22 protein-coding genes are annotated in these 17,562 nt (G+C 49.0%); 7 read left to right on the forward strand and 15 right to left on the reverse strand.

Translation table 11 applies throughout. The features are described from left to right. Positions 1-166 precede the first annotated feature (166 nt). The 3 genes from V6U78_RS12370 to V6U78_RS12380 are packed head-to-tail and all read right to left on the reverse strand — an operon-like array spanning position 167 to position 2,179. Positions 167-805 (reverse strand): hypothetical protein, encoded by a 639-nt coding sequence (locus V6U78_RS12370; RefSeq protein WP_405341408.1) that lies wholly within the window; start codon positions 803-805, stop codon positions 167-169. Positions 806-840: 35 nt separating this feature from the next. Then, positions 841-1,929, reverse strand: coding sequence for a hypothetical protein (locus V6U78_RS12375; protein WP_405341411.1), 1,089 nt, complete (start codon positions 1,927-1,929; stop codon positions 841-843). Then, positions 1,913-2,179, reverse strand: coding sequence for a helix-turn-helix domain-containing protein (locus V6U78_RS12380; protein WP_405341413.1), 267 nt, complete (start codon positions 2,177-2,179; stop codon positions 1,913-1,915). Before V6U78_RS12380 ends, V6U78_RS12375 begins: the two co-directional genes overlap by 17 nt. 77 nt (positions 2,180-2,256) lie before the next feature. On the opposite strand from V6U78_RS12380, the gene V6U78_RS12385 reads away from it, so the two are divergent. Further along, the gene (locus V6U78_RS12385) at positions 2,257-3,351 is read left to right on the forward strand and encodes a DNA cytosine methyltransferase (protein WP_405341416.1); all 1,095 of its coding nucleotides are present in this window, start codon (positions 2,257-2,259) and stop codon (positions 3,349-3,351) included. Between the two features lie 89 nt (positions 3,352-3,440). On the opposite strand, the gene V6U78_RS12390 is transcribed toward V6U78_RS12385, so the two are convergent. Beyond that, on the reverse strand, positions 3,441-4,196 hold the full coding sequence (locus V6U78_RS12390) for a hypothetical protein (RefSeq protein ID WP_405341419.1): 756 nt from the start codon (positions 4,194-4,196) through the stop codon (positions 3,441-3,443). 628 nt (positions 4,197-4,824) lie between these two features. Here V6U78_RS12390 and V6U78_RS12395 point away from each other — a divergent pair. Beyond that, positions 4,825-5,352, forward strand: a complete 528-nt coding sequence (locus V6U78_RS12395; RefSeq protein WP_405341422.1) for a 3'-5' exonuclease — start codon at positions 4,825-4,827, stop codon at positions 5,350-5,352. A 2-nt stretch (positions 5,353-5,354) separates the two neighbouring features. After that, a complete protein-coding gene (locus tag V6U78_RS12400) occupies positions 5,355-5,903 on the forward strand; it encodes a recombinase family protein (RefSeq protein WP_405341425.1) in 549 nt (182 codons plus the stop codon). Between the two features lie 218 nt (positions 5,904-6,121). Here V6U78_RS12400 and V6U78_RS12405 read toward each other — a convergent pair whose 3' ends face one another. The 9 genes from V6U78_RS12405 to V6U78_RS12445 all read right to left on the reverse strand — a co-directional run bounded on the left by V6U78_RS12405 (position 6,122) and on the right by V6U78_RS12445 (position 9,960). Further along, on the reverse strand, positions 6,122-6,430 hold the full coding sequence (locus V6U78_RS12405) for a hypothetical protein (RefSeq protein ID WP_405341428.1): 309 nt from the start codon (positions 6,428-6,430) through the stop codon (positions 6,122-6,124). A gap of 15 nt (positions 6,431-6,445) precedes the next feature. Continuing rightward, complete coding sequence (locus V6U78_RS12410) at positions 6,446-6,679, reverse strand: plasmid partition protein ParG (RefSeq protein ID WP_405341431.1); 234 nt, start codon at positions 6,677-6,679, stop codon at positions 6,446-6,448. Next, positions 6,676-7,302 (reverse strand): ParA family partition ATPase, encoded by a 627-nt coding sequence (gene parA / locus V6U78_RS12415; RefSeq protein ID WP_405341434.1) that lies wholly within the window; start codon positions 7,300-7,302, stop codon positions 6,676-6,678. The genes V6U78_RS12410 and parA overlap by 4 nt, the downstream gene beginning before the upstream one ends. A gap of 174 nt (positions 7,303-7,476) precedes the next feature. Then, the gene (locus V6U78_RS12420; RefSeq protein ID WP_405341437.1) at positions 7,477-7,719 is read right to left on the reverse strand and encodes a hypothetical protein; all 243 of its coding nucleotides are present in this window, start codon (positions 7,717-7,719) and stop codon (positions 7,477-7,479) included. Positions 7,720-7,724: 5 nt separating this feature from the next. Beyond that, positions 7,725-7,913, reverse strand: coding sequence for a hypothetical protein (locus V6U78_RS12425; protein WP_405341440.1), 189 nt, complete (start codon positions 7,911-7,913; stop codon positions 7,725-7,727). Then, the gene (locus V6U78_RS12430) at positions 7,873-8,394 is read right to left on the reverse strand and encodes a metal-dependent hydrolase (RefSeq protein WP_405341443.1); all 522 of its coding nucleotides are present in this window, start codon (positions 8,392-8,394) and stop codon (positions 7,873-7,875) included. The genes V6U78_RS12425 and V6U78_RS12430 overlap by 41 nt, the downstream gene beginning before the upstream one ends. Then, positions 8,381-8,626, reverse strand: coding sequence for a hypothetical protein (locus tag V6U78_RS12435; RefSeq protein WP_405341446.1), 246 nt, complete (start codon positions 8,624-8,626; stop codon positions 8,381-8,383). The genes V6U78_RS12430 and V6U78_RS12435 overlap by 14 nt, the downstream gene beginning before the upstream one ends. Further along, positions 8,613-9,389: a hypothetical protein gene (locus V6U78_RS12440; RefSeq protein ID WP_405341449.1), complete on the reverse strand. Its 777-nt coding sequence runs from the start codon at positions 9,387-9,389 to the stop codon at positions 8,613-8,615. The genes V6U78_RS12435 and V6U78_RS12440 overlap by 14 nt, the downstream gene beginning before the upstream one ends. A 19-nt stretch (positions 9,390-9,408) precedes the next feature. Further along, on the reverse strand, positions 9,409-9,960 hold the full coding sequence (locus tag V6U78_RS12445; protein ID WP_405341452.1) for a hypothetical protein: 552 nt from the start codon (positions 9,958-9,960) through the stop codon (positions 9,409-9,411). 352 nt (positions 9,961-10,312) lie between these two features. Between V6U78_RS12445 and V6U78_RS12450 the strand changes: the two genes are divergently transcribed. The 3 genes from V6U78_RS12450 to V6U78_RS12460 all read left to right on the forward strand — a co-directional run bounded on the left by V6U78_RS12450 (position 10,313) and on the right by V6U78_RS12460 (position 14,170). Continuing rightward, a complete protein-coding gene (locus V6U78_RS12450) occupies positions 10,313-10,648 on the forward strand; it encodes a hypothetical protein (RefSeq protein WP_405341455.1) in 336 nt (111 codons plus the stop codon). A gap of 233 nt (positions 10,649-10,881) precedes the next feature. Further along, positions 10,882-13,506: a DEAD/DEAH box helicase gene (locus V6U78_RS12455; protein ID WP_405341458.1), complete on the forward strand. Its 2,625-nt coding sequence runs from the start codon at positions 10,882-10,884 to the stop codon at positions 13,504-13,506. A gap of 37 nt (positions 13,507-13,543) precedes the next feature. Further along, positions 13,544-14,170, forward strand: a complete 627-nt coding sequence (locus tag V6U78_RS12460) for a recombinase family protein (protein ID WP_405341461.1) — start codon at positions 13,544-13,546, stop codon at positions 14,168-14,170. Between the two features lie 937 nt (positions 14,171-15,107). Here V6U78_RS12460 and V6U78_RS12465 read toward each other — a convergent pair. Both V6U78_RS12465 and radC read right to left on the reverse strand, forming a co-directional pair. Then, on the reverse strand, positions 15,108-15,398 hold the full coding sequence (locus V6U78_RS12465; RefSeq protein WP_405341464.1) for a hypothetical protein: 291 nt from the start codon (positions 15,396-15,398) through the stop codon (positions 15,108-15,110). A 53-nt stretch (positions 15,399-15,451) separates the two neighbouring features. Further along, complete coding sequence (gene radC, locus V6U78_RS12470) at positions 15,452-15,973, reverse strand: RadC family protein (RefSeq protein WP_405341467.1); 522 nt, start codon at positions 15,971-15,973, stop codon at positions 15,452-15,454. A gap of 272 nt (positions 15,974-16,245) precedes the next feature. Here radC and V6U78_RS12475 point away from each other — a divergent pair, with 272 nt between their 5' ends. After that, a complete protein-coding gene (locus V6U78_RS12475; RefSeq protein WP_405341469.1) occupies positions 16,246-17,169 on the forward strand; it encodes a DNA-binding protein in 924 nt (307 codons plus the stop codon). Positions 17,170-17,562 lie beyond the last annotated feature (393 nt).

The following is a 17,562-nucleotide window of genomic DNA, read 5'->3' on the forward strand; positions in this document are numbered from 1 at the left end:
GTAGTATTTGGGGTTGTCTTGGTGCTCTTAGAAAAAGGCGCTTGGCTCTCCCGCCCTTCGGTCGGCGGGGGAAACCAGGCTTTTTAGTTGGTTTTGTGCGTGATTTCTGGTCTAGTTTGGGGTGCTGAGTTGGCTAGAAATTGCGTAGGAGCGTGAGAGGTTTTTATTAAGGCTTTGGGGATCCGTTGAACCATCCTAAGATATCTGGCAGACCTATACTGGACAGTAAAGCAAAACCCAGCAAAGCGAATGCGAAAATTAAGGACTGCCATGGCCTAGCCCGCAAGAATGAAAGCCATACCTTTATCCTTTTTACCGACTCAGGAGTATTCGGCAGGCTATGCAAAGAAACTTCATCGGTAAGCACCCGACGGGCTTTCCGTAGTGAGTTCTTGACGCTCACTCGATAAGCACTCTCATGAAAATCAAACCGATACACAATTGGATCGAATTGAATTCCATAGGATGCAGCCTTTCTACCGATATCCTCAGAAAAACTGCTGAACCGATCAAGATATCTCGAATCATCAAAGAGTTCTGAGATCAGACCATTCAGCTCAGATATTTCCTTGGAACTAATTTCAGAGTTCGGGTGGCTCCAAATCTTTGTAAGCTCCTCTTTTGAAAGGTTTTCTTTATCCGCGATCAGCTTTAACCAAACAGCGCAGACCTTTTGAAATGACGGCACAACAAACCGACTTCCATCATATTTAGCAGACTGATAATAAGCATCTATCTCCGAGCGGGCTGTAGACTCACACTCGCTATCAATCGCTTTTAATTTCGTTTTCAGGATTTCAAGCACAATCGAGCAGTTCCAAGACTCGCCTTAAAGCCGTGTTATATTTCACTTCCGAAGAACTCATTCCATCCCTCTTTTGTTCTCATAGAAACATTTTTATCTCTAACAAAAAAAGAAAGGTTTCTCAATACTGTTGAACATTCTTCTGCGCTTAATAGCGAAAATAAAGAGAGGCAGAAATGGCGATAATCAACAAAATCAAATCGCTTCCCTTTATATTCGAAACTTCCATCTACGAGATCCAAATCTTTAACATCTGAATCAATTCTACATATGAATGTTACGGGGTTGTTTATGTGCCCAGTTGACTGCAATGCATCAAGGCTATCATCAAGACGCTTTTTTGAAACTGGCTTAACAGTAACTTCATAAAGATTTGTCTGAACACCTTCAACTTCAAGCCATATATCAGCAGGCTTTTTTGATGTCGTATTGGTTCCAAATACACTTTCATTACCGCCCATTACTTCAATTTTAGAGACACGAAATAAACCCGTTAGCAATTGAGAAACCAAATATTGGGGAAGGTTTCCAGACTCAGGATACTTTAGCGTGAAATCAGCAAGCTTAGAACCAATAATCTGATTTGAGTGATCCGATGGCTCAACTTCAAAAAGTTGATATCCAACAATGTTTTGGGAGTACTTCCATAAACGAAAAAAGAAGTAATCAACCAACCTTGCTCTTTTATTTTGCTTTGACTCCATAACCAAACGTAAAAAATTAACCACTGCCATGGCTGCCGTCTGCGGCCTTCTTCCTTGCGCCCAGTCTTCATTAAGCTGATTAGCATTTTTTGCCACATTTAATGGATCTGACTTTCCGCATGGTATTCCATTTTCTTGTAGAGCGTACCAAATACCACCCTCAAAAATAGAACGCGGGTTACACCCATAAAAATTATTCAAGGGATCATAGCTTCCATTCAGGTGAATACCTGTTAATGCCGTCACAACAACGCCACGAAATCCTTTGGCATTAACTTCAATCAAGTCAGTAAGCAACTTGTGAACATCAGAATCTGAAGGAAATTCTGGAAAGTCTTTTTCTTGCTTAGTTTTTGCAACACCCAGCCTGGTGTTGACATAGTATTGGCCTGAATGATTTCGTTCAGCGATCTTCGCCATAAGGAACTCCAGTGAAATCTTTAACAATATTTTGTAAGCGCACGTTGTCTTTGATGCGAAGCGCTTTGAGGATCATCGAGAATTCAAGCACATCTAAGCGTCTTTCAAATTTTTCAACCTTGGATATATCAGACTGGTTTAGACCCACTTGAGCAGCAAGTTCGCCCTGAGAAATGTTTAGCCTGATCCGTTCTGCCGCTAGCTCGCTTACAAGCTTGCGGTAGAGGCTGTCATGTATGGTTTTGCTCATATTTTTGTCACTTAGGGGTTTAAAGCTTTTCCGTATCATGCTACGATTCACGAATTATTCGGAATTGGAATATTTTAATGAAATCAATTTCTCTTTTTAGTGGCGCAGGAGGCATGGATGTTGGATTCAAAGCAGCGGGCTTTGATGTGCTCGCCGCCAATGAACTGGACAAATATGCCTGCGATACATTTCGAGCTAATCACCCTGAATCTAAATTAATCGAGGGTGATCTAGATGTGTGTGGTGAAGAGCTGCACTCCTACAAAGGGGTAGACGTGGTTTTTGGCGGTCCCCCTTGTCAGGGTTTTTCTGTGGCCGGGAAAATGGATCCCGATGATCCGAGAAGCAAATTGATTTTCAGCTTTTGTAATATCATTGAGAAAGTTAAACCAAAAGCTTTTGTTATGGAGAATGTGAAAGCTCTTGGTGTGCTATCAAAGTTTGAAGCTGTAAGGACTTCACTCATATCACGATTTCAGAAAGCAGGTTATACCGTCACAATTCATATATTAAACTCAAAAGATTTTGGCGTACCTCAGTCCCGTGAAAGAGTTTTCTTTATTGGCGTTAAAAATGGTATTAATCCTATTTACAAAAGTAATTTTAAGAAATATTTGAAAGCCGCCCCAACTCTTAGGGATATATTAATACCACTTGGGAGACCGGGCACTAAACGCAATGATCGAATTTGCAATGCTAAGGTGACTTTAGCCGCTAAGCCTGTACTTAGGAAATCGCCTTATGCAGGTATGCTGTTTAATGGACAGGGTAGGCCGCTGAACCCTGACGGTTGGGCAAGTACTTTACCTGCAAGTATGGGAGGAAACCGAACTCCCATTATTGACGACAACCACCTATATCTTGGTAAAGAATCTTGGGTTGAGGGTTACCATAAGCATTTGATGGCTGGCGGTAAGCCTCAAGGCATGCACGATGTTCCATCGTACCTAAGAAGGCTGACAATTAACGAGGCTGCTTTGCTCCAGACTTTCCCAGAGGATTATGTTTGGTGTGGACCAAGCAGCAAAGTGTATTCTCAAATTGGCAACGCTGTTCCCTGTCAGCTTGCAGAAGTAGTCGCCTCTTGCGTAAGAGATACACTTTCTGGTTTACAAAACACCGATACTATAGCTGTTGACTCTGGCGAAAACTTGGAGCTCGCATTCGCGTGATGGAGAAATATGGCGCTGCCATAACCGGCAGCCGGAGCGCAGGCTATCCAGCGCCGCAAGGCGCGAAGTTGATGGCCTTGTTAGAAGCTTTAGAAAACCGGACTATCATTTAACTTAGAATGAACGACTTCAAATTTATATCCGTAGCGGTTTACTACCGCTGAAACTAAATTAGCAAACCATGACGGTGCACTAGGAGCGATAAATATTCGTTCTATCAGTGTTTCTATATCGACCCTAATTTGCAATCCGTGGCCAATTGTCTCTTGGGTAAAATCAATTCCTTTTTCTCCGGTTGGCCACTTTGAAACCAAGGCCCTTACTTCCTGCTCATGTGCAAAACTTTTCCTTTTGTGAACAAATGGCCCAAAAATATTTCTGTCATCTATATGTTCTCGATCGTAATCAATATACTCAACCTTTCCCAAAAATATTTTTTCTTCATCTATTAGGCTTTTCTTTAATTTTGTGTATGTCGATTGTATCGCAATACCTTCATCACTTTTTAGATAGAGCTTCCACATTGCTGCAGATTCATAGTCATTAATGTGCCAGCAATTTATAGCTTGATACCTAGGCCAGTGTTTATTGATTTCGCCGATACTTCGCATTGTCTCAAGATATTTTTCCCTTGCCTCTTCTGGAATATCTTCGGGTACAAATTCTCGTGCAAGTACGTTGATCTTCGGCCAAGATCCTTCAAAAGGATCCTCGAATTTATCAGCCCGAGTAAAATAAAGCCTTCTAGAGTCAATAAGAGATACAAACTTCGTGAAATCCATGTATCTCCACACTTTTACTTCTTCATCGCTCGGCTGAATAAATGTCGAATGATCTTCGTACATGTACTTTCCTTAATTATTTCTAACGCATAGCACACGGGCGACGAGCCGCGCAGCGGGTTGGCGTCCAAGCGGCCAAAGGCCGAGAGTGGTGCGTATTGTTATAAATCACTTGTGGATACCTGAAAGTCGATCTCTAAGGTTATTCACTGAGTCTACAAACCTCTCAAATTGACTGAAGTCGTTAAACGTAGCGCGAACACCTTCATGTGCAGCGCCAACCGGACCAATTACTATTTCCGGTACGGAGTGATTATCGAGAACCTCAACCTGTTTGGGAATACAGCGGACTCGAGGCTCATTGTCTAAAGAAACCTCTTCATCGAAGAAAAACAGGGACCCCATATGTAACTCCTAAGTTTGATCTTGATATTTATAAAATTTTGATAGTAAGTTGGCCTGTTCTGCGCCGCCTATTCGTAGCCTAAAACCCACAAGCTATTTTCTAGCAGCATACCACTTCTCTTGCGGGTTCCGCGCTCAACTTTCGTTCAAATCTCTCCACTTTTTTTGAACACTGCTCAAAATCCGATTTTACGAGTTTTGAACAGTGTGCTAGGCTGGTGTTCATAACTGTTAAGATAAGTGCGCTTTCTCACTTAGCCAAACTCTCAACCAAAAAGAGGCCCGCATGGAACTGACTGCACCGAATAGCGTTTACCTGGATTTGGAAACCACCGGCCTGAATTGCAATGGCGAAGATGAGGTGCTTGAAATCGCTCTGGTGGGTGCCGATGGCGAAACTCTATTCCACACGCTGTTAAAACCGGAGCGGCTGAAGGCTTGGCCGGTGGCTGAGTCGATTCACGGTATCAGTCCCGATGATGTTGTGGGTTACCCCTCTCTTGATGAGGTGTTGAATCCGGTGATTGATCTTGTTTGGGGGCGGCAGTTGGTGATCTATAACGCGCCTTTTGATCTGAGCTTTTTGCCAGATGCCGTGGCTGAGGGCGCGGCAGAGGTGCGTTGTTGTATGTTGGCTTTTGCGCAAGCTTATGGTGAGCCAGATCCCAAGCGTGGTGGGTTTAAATGGAAAAAACTGGGTTTTGCGGCGGAGCATGTGGGGCATGTGTGGAGTGGTCGGGCGCATTCGGCACTAGCGGATGCGCAGGCCACGCGCAGTGTGTGGCAGTGGTTGGCGCGTCAGGGGGCGGTGTGATCATGGGCGATTTAGTTGGTTGGGCACGGGTGTCGTCGGTGGGTCAGGATCTGGCCGGCCAGGTGCAGGAGTTAGAGGCCGCTGGTTGCCGCAAGATTTTCCAAGGTAAGCACTCAGGCAAGGCGGAAACCAACCAGGCGGCGCTGGATGCCATGCTGGTTTATTTGCGCGAGGGTGACACGCTGGTGGTCACCAAGCTGGATCGGTTAGGCCGGTCGCTGCGCCAGGTGCTGGCGGTGGTGGATCAGCTCAAGGAAAAAGGCGTCACCCTGCAGGCGCTGCATCAGGGGTTGGATACGCGCCGCTCAGACCCGATGAATACCGCGATGCTGCAGCTGCTGGGGATGTTCGCGGAAATGGAGCGCAATTTTATTGTTGAACGCACCTGGGCGGGTAAGGAGGCCAGCGGCAATTTTGGCGGGAGAAAGCCGAAGCTTACCCCCACGCAGAAGGCGGAGATCCAAGCCTTACACGCGCAAGGCGCGTCTAAGGCAGAGCTGGCAAGGCGGTTTAGCGTTAGTCGGATGACGGTAATGCGGGTGGTGGGGTAGACAAGATATAAGTATCGTCATCCAGCATGATAAGTGAGCTTTTCACTGCACCTTCATAGGTTCCTTCATCCAGCTCTAGCTGTAACAGTTGGCCGCAAAACTCACAGTTGAATGGGGTGTCGTCTGTGTAGTCTTCTAGCGGGAAGTGATTGTAGCAAGCTGGGCATTCCATCTTTCACCTCGATTCCCGATACCTTTAACAGCATGAACTTGAGCTCTTAATTTTTAAAAAACAAGAATAGCTCACCAGCCTTTTCTGATAGAAAAAGATCATTCTTTGAATAGTCAATAACCACCTCACCATCCTCTTCTTTGGCTGGTGATATGGTGTACCTCTTTGACTGTTCGCTCTCTCTCTTCTCAGGGTCTTTGTTCTCAACCCACAAAACAAAGTATTCACCACCTGCTGAAAAATAAAATGATGGGCAAACGTCATTACCGTAGCTTCTATCGGTCAGTTTTACAGGGAAGCTGTCGAGATCAAAGCCAAGATCAAAGTCTTGTCCAAATGCTTGTTTGTAGCTCATAGATCACCTCACAAGTTACGCTTTTCCGTATTTCTGCAAAAGCAGCTCGCGCACTTCATCCGCTATTTTGCTGCCGCGCATCGCGCATTCTGCTTTGATCTGTCGGTGTAAATCTTCCGGTACATCAATGGTCAGGCGCTTCATTTTCGGCTTGTTTTCGTCTTCGGGTGTTTCGCGTTTTTCCACCCAGTCGTCAGCGGTTGGGGTTTGTTTGGGTTTGGCACCAAAGGCCACTTTTTTTCCGCTCATGCTGTGCGCTCCTGCAGTTCTTTCTTGATGGCCTCGATTTCTTCAGCCGCTTGTTTGTCTTTGGTTTCAAAAACGGCTTTACCAACAGCAGCCGTTTCGGCAAATACCACTCGCTGATTGATGCTGCTCGCCAGCACCGGCAATTCGTAGTTTTCCAGGGCTTCGCCTACATCACGCCCGATTGCTGTATTTACGATTTTGCGGTTAATTACAAAAAAGGCTTTCAGGTTTTCTTTATAAATCTGGGCTTCTTTGATCAGCTGCACCACTTCGTCAGCCGCCCACACATCATAAGGGCTGGGCTGTACGGGGATCAGCACCACGTCAGCGGCCATAATCGCAGATCGGGCCAACTCGGTTACGCGCGGTGGCCCGTCGATAAAAACGTGGTCGTAGTCTCTGGCAAGCTGGGTAATCTCTTTGTGGATTGTCGGTCGTGGCAAACCTAAGACGGTGAAAAGTGGCTCCTCTTCTCGCGCCGCAGCCCAATCTAAACTGCTGCCCTGGGGATCAGCATCCAGCAGCAGAACACGCGCTCCGCCACGGGCAAAGCTGGCCGCTAAATTGACGGAAAGTGTTGTTTTTCCTACGCCGCCCTTCTGGTTCAGGATGCTGTAAATCATCTTTTCACCTTTTGCGCTTTTAAGTTTTTACGATTTTGTAAAAATAATTCTATGCTTTTTTAGCCTGAAAAGAAAGGGGTTTTGGTGGTGATTTTTTGATCAGTTGGCAGGTTGCTGGTCTGCTGAACAGGTGGGCAAAATGCCCACCGAGTTACCCACAGATTTTGTGGATTCTTAACGACAATTTCCAGCTTTGCGAAATCCAGCGGCTTGTGCTTCGGCTTCTGCAAAAAGTGTGTGATATAGACCGATGATTTTTACGACTTCATCTATACGCTCAAAATCGTCTTCAAAAACAAAAGCGGCTGGGGGGTTGGGTAGTCCAAGATAAAGCGCCCGTTCAAAGTAAAAACCGCCCACTGCAATAGCTTCTACCCAGTTCACTTGATCAGCAGGTCCATATTTTTTGTGTTCCATTTCTATCACCAATAAGCGCAGCTTTTTATAAATTCATCTGCTAAATCAAGAGTTTGATGTGCCACCTGCAGGCTATTTACATGCCAGATCAGAGACAGCAACAACGCAACATAAAGCAGGATTTTATGCCAATCCATAGCCCTTTTCTCCTTTTTAAAAAAACCTGAACCTGTTTGCTCGCCATTCTGAGCCATCTATTACTCCTTGGTTATAGAGCCCCATCCAATCATAAAAAAATGGGTACCAGCCGCTTGAGGCGCTGCCGATCATCATAAATACCCCAACGCAGGCCGCCACTACACCAAAAGAAATCGCATATTCAGCTGGATCACCGGTGCGAAAGCGCCCACCAAATAAATGAAATCGTCGGTCACTATAAGGCGAAAACGGCACGCCGGAAACTGTCATTGCATCGCAAATGATATGGGTTAAACCGCCCCAGGCGAAGGCGGCCAGTACACCGGTTGGCTCTAATATCCAGGCCGCCACCAGTGCGACCAGCCAAACGACCAGATAATGCGTCGGGCCTCGATGTTTAACTGGCCGGCCAATGCCTTTGGCAATCCATTCCATCCAGTCCGGTGCTGTCGCGCCGAGCATGGCCACCGGCACTAGAGCGGGGTTAATCAGGGCAGTGGTTGCGCCACCAATGGCGACATGGTTAATCCATTTCATGGGTTCCCTCCCGCCACCAGCTTGGCCAGCAGATATAACAATTCCAACCCGGGTTTTGTGCCATCAAATCCAGCCGCAGTTCTTCGGGGTTGACCTCTTTACCCGCAAAAAGTGGGATTTCCGTTGTTCCATAAAGATACTCAGCAATCCAGTTATAAGGATAATCCGCGACCCAGCAGCACGCTGAACTACACCAAAAAAGCCGGATTTGGCGCTTTTTATGGCGTTTCATCGCCTGTCCTCGGTAGTCGTGTGATCCGCCGCAGATAAGCATTTACGCTGTCTGCCTGTCGGTCATCGCATTGAGCAACGAGTGAGAGCCGATGCTGCACTAGCTCGCTTTCAGCCATGATCAAAGCTTGCTGAGCCTCGGCAACTTTGCGCAAATATTGCACTTGCTCATCCACGCCAACCACACCCTGCGCGACACGCACTTGAGAACGCGCCTCCAGACTCGTATACAGACCAAGCTCGCGGATTGCGTGATTTCTGCGCGCCAGTGCCGCCATCAGTTGCCCAATGGTTTCAGCAGTCGCGGTGCGCCGCATGTATTCGCGCTCTCGTTCTCTATTCAGTTCGGTTGCTGAGTAGAGCGGCATCCGCGCAACTATGCCGGCGTAGTAGCCGCCTATCTCAATCTGTCCGGTAGAATCGTACTGACCGCGCGTGCCATAACGCCCTTCTAACTCAAGCTCCAAACGAAATTTACTGGGTTCGGGATAGCAGTTCATCACGCTTTGAAAAATCAGGTCACCGTCCACATAAGGCGCGGTTCGCAGCGGGGGAATTTGCGTGTGATGATCTCCTTGGATTTGCTCATCAAACCGGGGAAGCTCATAGGGCTGTATTCGTGGTGGTGGTGTTGGATCCGTGGCGGCATCGGCCCAAGGGTTATGCAACGGCCACCAACCGCGCTCATTTTCTGCGAACAAATGCGCCGAAAAGAGAAGAATCAACATCAGAAAACAGAATTTTAGTGACTCTTTCCTTGTCATCTCTGAACTCCTTTTCAGATTATTCAGGCCGCGCTGCCCGTCTCCCACTGCCAAGAACTTTGAGGCCGCCGAGGATCAGGGCGGCTTCCCACCAGCCTATGCCAATCGCTATAACGATCACCAACCACATCAGCAGACTGGTCGCATCGTAAGCGGCATCGGTCATCAGTCGTGTGCGCTGGGGTTCGCGCCGGTCAATGATGGTGCGTAGGTTGGGGGGGAGGCGGTTTTCTTGGCTGGTTGCAATCAGCCAGATATTGGCCGAGATCACACAACGCCGCGCTAGTTCGAGTTTTCGGCCAGTGAGCTTGTGGGCGTCGTCAATAAACAAGAGTGCGCCGGTTTCGGCCAAATAATCAGCCAAGCGCTCGGCTTTTTGCTGCTGGTTCAATTTCGCCCAGGGTCTGATCACATAATCTGGATCGTTCTGCGCTGCGGCTTTTTCTAGCTTGTCGTGCCATTTCTGCACATGCGGCTGGTCCGTCCAAGTGCTAACTGGATGCAGTGCCCCCAAAAAAACCGGCGCAGCTTTGATCTTAGCACCCCAAATTTCATCCCACTTCTTGTGCATCCTTTGGAGCCAGCGGCTTTTGCCAGAATCATGAGCACCAAACACCAACTGGCATTTTCTTTTGCTTATGCAGGTTTCTCGGCGTTCGCGCTGTTTTGCAAATTTGCGGGGGGAATCGACAATGATGGGATTAACTACGGCGCTGCCGTCTGCCCGAGCTCTGCAGTGCGTTTTCAATTTCAGGTATCGCATTGGCGACGCTCCTTGTCCAAAAGACATTTGTTTTTTTCGGATTTCAGAAATTAAAAAAAACCGAAGGTTAGGGGGGTAGAAGCCGTCGTATGGTTTGTCCCCATGCCAAAACCCATTTGCGACCAAGAAAAACGAAGGTTTTTTCTGAGCAGCATGAGCTATGCCCCTGTACCAAATCTGGTATAAGAGTCAATTTTATTCAAGAAATGGATTGCATATCGATCATCAAAAAGTTATTTTGATCGACCAGAAGCCAATTTCTATAGATGCCATGCAAATTGTCGAAGCAACACAGCTAAAAAAGCACTTTGTTCTAGATCAGTGCGAAATCGTGCCTTTCGAGCCTGGTTATCTGGTCAGAGTCCATGAGACAACAACGGATAAATGGCGTGAGCTGACAAAACAGCGTTCAGGAAAAAGGGTGTTCAAGACGATCGATGCCGCAGCCAGTGCGTGCAAAAAGATTGGGTTTGATGAGATTTTGGTGAAGATCTAGAAAAAGACTGGGAATTTTGAGTCTGGTTAGAGAGTGCGCCAACACTCTCTAACCGGTGCGTAGTCCATTACACGGGTACAACAGGTAATCAATGTTTAGTTTATTTGCTATCGCATATGAGCGCAAGTTCTGCAGCTGCGTTATATTGTTTTGTTACAAACAACAAGGATGCCAGAGAAGAATAAAAGGTGCCCAAGTGAGCTTAGGGCAGCCAGAAAGCATGGAGGCTCCAAATGCAGCTTGAGAAAATCCTTTCCTACTTTGACCTGGTGCGGCCTTCTGGACCCCAAGACCATCGTGCGGCCTGCCCCTGTTGTGCTCGTGATAACGCGCGCAAACGCAAAGAGCGGCGGCTAGTTATCACAGAAAAACCATCTGATCATCAGTTCGACCGCTCGCGTGTGGTTTTTTTCTGCTATGCCGGTCACTCACATAACGAAATCCGCGATGCCGTAGGGCTGACCGCTCAAGACCTGATCACAGATGAACGTAGTTTTTCGGCCAATGAAAAGCGCGAATGGGCGCGTAAAAAAGCCGAGGAATCAGCGGCGAATGAGCGCCTGATTCTGACTGCGTTCAGCAATAAAAAAAGGCGTGGTCTGGTCACGCCAGAAGATGAAAAAAGGGCTGCTCAGGCTCAGGAAAAAATCAGTGAGTTACTGGGTAAACCGGCAGTCAATGCTACCCACCAGACACCACGCCAAGCCCTGATTAAAGCCTGCTACGAACACAAAGCCGGTATCAATGCTCAGGGTTTGGAAAAAGCCGCTCAGCAGGTCGGTGTTGATCCAGCAAAAGCTCAACAATGGTGGGCACATCACCTAGCTGGCCGCGCCATGCCACTGCATCAGTCGATTCCAGTAGCTAAGAAATTCACCAAGTTTTCCAGCCTGGAGAAAGCCCTAGCCGAGGGGAAAAGTGCTTTTGTGCAAGCTCCGTTGGGCGCTGGAAAAACTTCCGGCTTAGCCAAGCCGTTGATCGAAAAAGCCAGAAAAGCAGGCCGGCCCGTGCTGGCCGTCACGGTGCTGCGCAGCCTAGCAGGACAGAATGCCGAAACGCTGGAGCTGGATATTTACACCGAAAGACCCGAAATTATTGAACTCAGCCGTGGTGTTTCGAGCACGGTTCACGGCGCCACCCGTGAGAGCATGATGCCGCTGATTCAGCAGTTAGCCAATTTCGATGGGCTGCTGGTCATCGACGAAGCCGCACAGGTATCCGGCCTGCTGTTCGGATCAGCCAGCATTTTAAGCGGCCAGCAAAAAGAGCGCTTTTTAGCGCTGATCAACGGCTGCGCTCTCTTTGGTATCCAGGTTGTCGCGCTTGATGGTGACATTACACCGACCACTGCACACCTTGTTAAGCAGCTGAATCTGCCGGTTTTTTCTTGCAATGAACAGGCATATCTACCGCCCAAGGTCGAGCTCTATCCAGCACAGCGCGTCAAGATTGACGGTAAAACCAAGGACAATCAGCCGCTGCATGAATCAGTGATCAAGAGCCTTCAGGATGGCAGAAAAACAGTCATTTTCTGCACGACTCGGCGCGGTGCCGAAGCCGCTCATGCCCTCTATTCGCGTGAGTGTTCGGGCCGATCTTTGCTGCTAACATCGCGCACCACCGCCGAGCCGGAGCAAGCGCGTTTTCTGAGCGACCCCAACGGCCAGGCTCCTGACTATCAGCTGATTATCTACAGTCCAGTACTCAGCTCAGGGTTTAGCGTGACCAGTATCGAAGCCCAAATTTTCGGCCTCATCACCCATGATAGCCTTGATGCACCTGCCATCTGGCAGCTGGCCAGGCGATTCAGGCGCGCAGCGGGTGGCACTATTCAAATGGCGGCTAATTCCCATTTTATGCGCCCTCAGCGCGAGTACATGCCAGCGCAAGAGTTAGAACTCGAAGCGAAGCAAGCCGCCTGGCAAGACGGCGGAGAGGCGGCAATCAACTGCACGTTTACCGCTGGTCAGATAGCCGCTTTACAGCAGAAAAACCTCAATTCTTCCAATCCCTTCCTGATCCTTCACGGCCACCTACTGAATGCAGGTATTCAGGTATCTACCTGTTTTGAATCCAGCCGTGAAGGGATAGAAGAAGTTGCCCAGGCGCAGCTAGAAACCAAAGAAAGAGAGATCGAAAGCACACGCACGGCGGAGCGCATTAACGAACTGGAAGCGGATCATTTATCCGCAGTCGGTGCCGGTACAGAAAAAGCGGCTGCAAAACTGGCACGTTATCAGATTGAACAGGCATTACAGCTGGGGTATGTCGATTTTGACTCAGCTGGAAACCTACCTCATGAGCTGGCTAAAGAAGCCATTTTTGGTGGGCTGATTAAACAGGTTGAACGCCAAACCCTGCTCAAAGCAGCTGCTGCTGGTGTTGATCTGGATACGCTTTCTGGCGATACAGAACAAAGCGTTTTTGCATTCAAAAAGCACACCGCCCAGCAGGTTGAGCTGATGAACAAGATCCTCGATGACCTCAAAAACGAAGCAGGCGAGATCCAGTTCACAGGCACTGATGCCGAGCGCCTGAGTGCGACTTTCCGAAAAGCAGTTAAACCAACCTACCATCTGATCACCAAACCACCGGCTGCAAAAGCACCCAAGCGCCTGCACACGGCATGGCTAAAAAACCTACTCACCAGTTGGGGTTTTGAGTTGAAATCAGCCAGAGCGTCAGGCTGGAGAAAGGCCACGGATCAGTGGGTTTATTCTGCCGGTGTAGCGGCTGACGCTGAGAAATTTTCAGCGCGGAAAATAGCTGTTTTAAAGCTGAAATTTCCCACTCAAGAAAATGATCAGTTACACCCTGAAAGCCTTATGTGCCAAGGGCTAGAGGGTGTAACAGGATAATTTCTTTTCTTATAAGCGGCGGGGGTGCTGTTACACCATGAGCAACCGAAAAATCACGGCTTATTTAAGAGTATCAACAGACAGTCAGGACGTGGATAACCAACGCCACGGTATCCTTGAATATGCCAATGCTCAGGGGTTTTCTGGTTTAGAGTTTGTGGAAGACACTGCCAGCGGCAAGAAGAAGTGGCGGCAGCGGAAGCTGGGAAAAATGCTGGATGAACTGCCCCAGGGTTCTGTTTTGATTTTTGCTGAAATCAGCCGGATTGCACGTAGCACCCTGCAGGTGTTGGAGGTGCTGGAAAAATGCACCGAGCAGAAAATTAGCGTTCATATCGCCAAACAAAAAATGATCTTTGATGGTTCACTGCAAGCCACGATTACCGCAACGGTTTTGGGCATGGCCGCTGAGATCGAAAGGGAGTTTATTTCGATGCGGACGAAAGAGGCACTGGCAGCAAGAAAGAAGGCCGGTAAGATTCTGGGGCGGCCACCAGGTAAAGCCGAAAAACTCAAGTTGGATGCCAAGCGGGACCGCATTCAAAAACTGCTGGATAAAAACCTGAGCCAGCGAGCCATCGCCAAGCTTTTAGAAATCCCTCCATCCAGTCTTAACGACTACATCAAGCGCACGGGCATGAAGTCCAGCCAGTCTCTTTCTTAGCCTTTTAACACTTTGTGGCACGGAGATAATCCGTCTGCACGTCAGCCCATTAAGGGCTTCCGCGCAGATCCGCTGCACCCACCCAGCCAAGCGCGTTTTATTTCAGTATTTGCGCTTTTCTGTAATTACAGCGCTTTCATTGCTCGCGCTCGCATGTCAGCCAGTGCCACTGGTTGGTTTTTTCAGGCTCAGATTAAGCAGGCCAACAGCCGCCAAGGACAAGCTTTTAGCGGCCAAACCCCACGGCCACAAAGCTTAACCTCGGCTGGCTGGCCTGCTGAGTGGCTTCGTTGCGCATGGCCATCTGCTCACAAGCGGCGCGGCAATTCGGCGCTTTCGCCTTGGCTTTTGGTTATGTGGTTTCTTTCGCCAAGCGCTTGGCTCTCCCGCCCAGCAGCGGAAGTAAAGGAGGGGCCCGTGCAATTCAAGATAACCAGGTTATCTTGAATCTCTGATTTGGTGGCTCTGCTGGTTTAAAAGCGTCACTGCTGATGGGTTCGTGCTTCGGCTCATGATAACTCACGTCGTTATCATGAGCTTGCAGGGTCAGTGGTGCGTCCTACCCCATCCTTGCTTTTCAGCCGCCAAAAAGCGCGGCGGCTTCAAAGCAAGTCCCCCGCCTCCCCCACCCAGCCGGTTTTGGCTGCAAAAACCCATGCTCCTAATCCGTCGCCCGCAGCAAGCGGTAAAGGTCGCAAGCTCCCATACCTTTTTGCTGCTCCCCGCGCCGGAAAAGTCGCTTTTGCAGCCAAAACCAGCTCTCCCGCCCTTCGGTCGGCGGGAAAACCCTTTAAGAACAGTGTTTTGGCTGGCTTCGCCAGGTTGGTTTCTTCTTCCTTCACCATCGCAAAACCCGGTTGATTAGGGCGCGGAAGAGTTTTAGCAGTCCGTCTAGTCTGCTGTCCGCGCCCATCTTTTTCGCTGCATCGAGATTGGCTCAAACCTCCCGTTGATTGTGTCGCTGCGCGACACCCTGCGGCGCGCATCCATGCGCTTGCGTGGCGGCTTCGCCGCTGGTGGCTGCGGCGGCCAGTGCCTCCAGGGCGAATTGCTCAGGATAAGGGCACGGCCTATGGCTTTTTTTGTCTTCCGGTGTCAGATAGTAGCGCAGCATTCGGTCACTGATGCCGATTTGCTGGGCCGCTGCTCGAATAGATAAGCCGCTTTTTTCGATCAGTTCCCGCAGCCGCTCGGGGTCTGGGTCGTGTTGATTTGCGTCAGGTTTCAAGAGTCGCTCCTTTTTTTGGTCCTTAAAAAAGCCCCCTTTCGGGGGCCTCTGGCCTATAAGTTGCCGTGGCTTGCATAGCTATAACAGCCCTTGGCGCTCACAATAAAATGATCTAACAGCCTAATGTCTATAGTGCTTAGCGCTTCTTTGATCCGCTGCGTGATCGCGTTGTCTGATCTGCTGGGTTCCAGCAAACCAGATGGGTGGTTGTGTGCCACGATTACAGCTGCTGCGTTTTGTTGCAGTGCTTTTTTCACAATCTCACGGGGGTACACGCTGGCGGCATCGATGGTGCCAATGGCCAAAACCTCATGCTTGATTAAATAATGTTGGTTGTCCAGCCAAAGCGCGTGCATTTCTTCATGTTCCAGGGTTGCCATTTTTAACTGCAAATAGCGCTCGACTGTTTCGGGCTTAGTAAAGTTGTATTCCAACGCACGGGCAGTCATTTTTTGTTCAATGATCTGCACGGCTTCCGCGATCAGATTTTTTTCTGCGATGCTGAAAAGCTGGCTGGTGTAACCGGCAAACACATTTTCATATTCATCAGCAAATGCCCATTCTTTGAGTTTCATCTGTGCTTCTCCTTGGTTTCGCCGCGCCCAATATTGGCTGGCTTGAGCTTTAATTATATGAACTATTGTTCATAGTGTCAAGCATTAGCAAGTTAATTTTTCATGCCTAAAACATTGTTTTGCTTTATTTTTTTGGATTTCGTCAGAGATTAGAGCCGTGCGTCTAGGGTTCTGTGCCTGGTTAGGCCGATGCTGTCAGAAACAACCGCTGGACTTTTGTATTGTGTTGTAGATTGTACTATACTACATACAACTACAAAGGAGCTTTTACCATGTCTACGATTACACCCGAGCAGATTCACCAGGTTGCTGATCGCCTGCAGGCCGAGGGGACACGCCCCACACTGGCCGCTGTGCGCCAAGCTCTGGGCGGCGGTAGCTTCACGACGATCAGTGAGGCGATGAAGAGCTGGCGAGCCCAGGTGCAGGAAGAGCATGAGCTGGCTTTGGTCCAGGTGCCTGCGGCTTTGGATGAGCGCATGGAACAGCTCAAGCGAGCTGCTTGGGAAGTTGCCCAGCAGGAGGCCGAAAATCGACTGAAATCAGAGCGCGAAGCCCTAGCTAATCAGCGCCAAGAAATGGATTCGCAGCTGAATGAGCTTCATCAGCTGATGGAGATTTTAGAGACTGAGGCCAGTGAAAAAGATGCGGCTTTGGCTTCTTTGCGGGCTTCGTCTGCTGAAGAGCTGGCTTTGTTAAAGCAGCAGAAGGAAGAGCAGAGCCGCTCCTTTTCGGATCAGTTGGGCCAGTTGAAAGGGGAATTGGCAGAGAAAAACAGTGAGCTGAAAAAGCTTGGTGAACAGCTAGGATTGACACAGAGAGAGCTTAGCGCATCAGGTACCGAGCTGATTGGAATGCGCGCGAAAGCCGAAAGCTATCACCGTGAAAACCAGACGTTGACTCAAAATATGGAGTATTACCGCGATTTGCAGACTCGATCAGAGGCCAAAGTTGATCGTCTGCAAAACGAGCTGGATCAACTGCATGAGGCTATGTCAGAGCAGAAGTCGAAGAATGAGGCTTTAGCGGCTCAGGCCGTGATGCATGTTGCAGAACTTGAGAAGCTGCAGGCGTTAGAGAAAACATTAAGAGCCAAGAACGAAGAACTCGCCCAGAAGCTGGCCCGAGCGGAAGTTTTTGAGCAGCTACTTGAGGAAGAAAAGAAGAAAGAGGCGGACAGCGCAGCTCAGAAATGAGGGCCTGTTGAGTTCAAGAAAGAGGAGCGCGTCCGCTGGTTGATCCTATCACTGGTAGACGATCTCTGCATCCTAGGCCCGCTTGCTTTTCAGCCGCCAAAAGGCGCGGTGGCTTCAAAGCAAGTCCCCCGCCTCCCCCACCCAGCCAAGCGCTCTTTATTTCAGTATTTGCGCTTTTCTGTAATTACAGCGCTTTCATTGCTCGCGCTCGCGTGTCAGCCGTGCCACTGGTTGGTTTTTTCAGGCCCGAATCAAGCAGGCCAACAGCCGCCAAGGACAAGCTTTTAGCGGCCAAACCCCACGGCCACAAAGCTTAACCTCGGCTGGCTGGCCTGCTGAGTGGCTTCGTTGCGCATGGCCATCTGCTCACAAGCGGCGCGGCAATTCGGCGCT

This window comes from Marinospirillum alkalitolerans (genome assembly GCF_045055655.1).
In the GTDB taxonomy this organism is placed as follows: domain Bacteria; phylum Pseudomonadota; class Gammaproteobacteria; order Pseudomonadales; family Halomonadaceae; genus Marinospirillum; species Marinospirillum alkalitolerans.

What these genes read in the sequence shown, in the direction of transcription:
- V6U78_RS12395 (WP_405341422.1), top strand. Translation starts at nt 4,825, where the DNA reads ATGGAACTGACTGCACCGAATAGCGTTTACCTGGATTTGGAAACCACC.
- V6U78_RS12455 (WP_405341458.1), top strand. Translation starts at nt 10,882, where the DNA reads ATGCAGCTTGAGAAAATCCTTTCCTACTTTGACCTGGTGCGGCCTTCT.
- V6U78_RS12425 (WP_405341440.1), bottom strand. Translation starts at nt 7,913, where the DNA reads ATGGCTCAGAATGGCGAGCAAACAGGTTCAGGTTTTTTTAAAAAGGAG.
- parA (WP_405341434.1), bottom strand. Translation starts at nt 7,302, where the DNA reads ATGATTTACAGCATCCTGAACCAGAAGGGCGGCGTAGGAAAAACAACA.
- V6U78_RS12400 (WP_405341425.1), top strand. Translation starts at nt 5,355, where the DNA reads ATGGGCGATTTAGTTGGTTGGGCACGGGTGTCGTCGGTGGGTCAGGAT.
- V6U78_RS12460 (WP_405341461.1), top strand. Translation starts at nt 13,544, where the DNA reads ATGAGCAACCGAAAAATCACGGCTTATTTAAGAGTATCAACAGACAGT.
- V6U78_RS12475 (WP_405341469.1), top strand. Translation starts at nt 16,246, where the DNA reads ATGTCTACGATTACACCCGAGCAGATTCACCAGGTTGCTGATCGCCTG.
- V6U78_RS12440 (WP_405341449.1), bottom strand. Translation starts at nt 9,389, where the DNA reads ATGACAAGGAAAGAGTCACTAAAATTCTGTTTTCTGATGTTGATTCTT.
- V6U78_RS12385 (WP_405341416.1), top strand. Translation starts at nt 2,257, where the DNA reads ATGAAATCAATTTCTCTTTTTAGTGGCGCAGGAGGCATGGATGTTGGA.
- V6U78_RS12390 (WP_405341419.1), bottom strand. Translation starts at nt 4,196, where the DNA reads ATGTACGAAGATCATTCGACATTTATTCAGCCGAGCGATGAAGAAGTA.
- V6U78_RS12445 (WP_405341452.1), bottom strand. Translation starts at nt 9,960, where the DNA reads ATGCACAAGAAGTGGGATGAAATTTGGGGTGCTAAGATCAAAGCTGCG.
- V6U78_RS12380 (WP_405341413.1), bottom strand. Translation starts at nt 2,179, where the DNA reads ATGAGCAAAACCATACATGACAGCCTCTACCGCAAGCTTGTAAGCGAG.
- V6U78_RS12430 (WP_405341443.1), bottom strand. Translation starts at nt 8,394, where the DNA reads ATGAAATGGATTAACCATGTCGCCATTGGTGGCGCAACCACTGCCCTG.
- V6U78_RS12435 (WP_405341446.1), bottom strand. Translation starts at nt 8,626, where the DNA reads ATGAAACGCCATAAAAAGCGCCAAATCCGGCTTTTTTGGTGTAGTTCA.
- V6U78_RS12450 (WP_405341455.1), top strand. Translation starts at nt 10,313, where the DNA reads ATGCCCCTGTACCAAATCTGGTATAAGAGTCAATTTTATTCAAGAAAT.
- V6U78_RS12405 (WP_405341428.1), bottom strand. Translation starts at nt 6,430, where the DNA reads ATGAGCTACAAACAAGCATTTGGACAAGACTTTGATCTTGGCTTTGAT.
- V6U78_RS12410 (WP_405341431.1), bottom strand. Translation starts at nt 6,679, where the DNA reads ATGAGCGGAAAAAAAGTGGCCTTTGGTGCCAAACCCAAACAAACCCCA.
- V6U78_RS12375 (WP_405341411.1), bottom strand. Translation starts at nt 1,929, where the DNA reads ATGGCGAAGATCGCTGAACGAAATCATTCAGGCCAATACTATGTCAAC.
- V6U78_RS12420 (WP_405341437.1), bottom strand. Translation starts at nt 7,719, where the DNA reads ATGGAACACAAAAAATATGGACCTGCTGATCAAGTGAACTGGGTAGAA.
- radC (WP_405341467.1), bottom strand. Translation starts at nt 15,973, where the DNA reads ATGAAACTCAAAGAATGGGCATTTGCTGATGAATATGAAAATGTGTTT.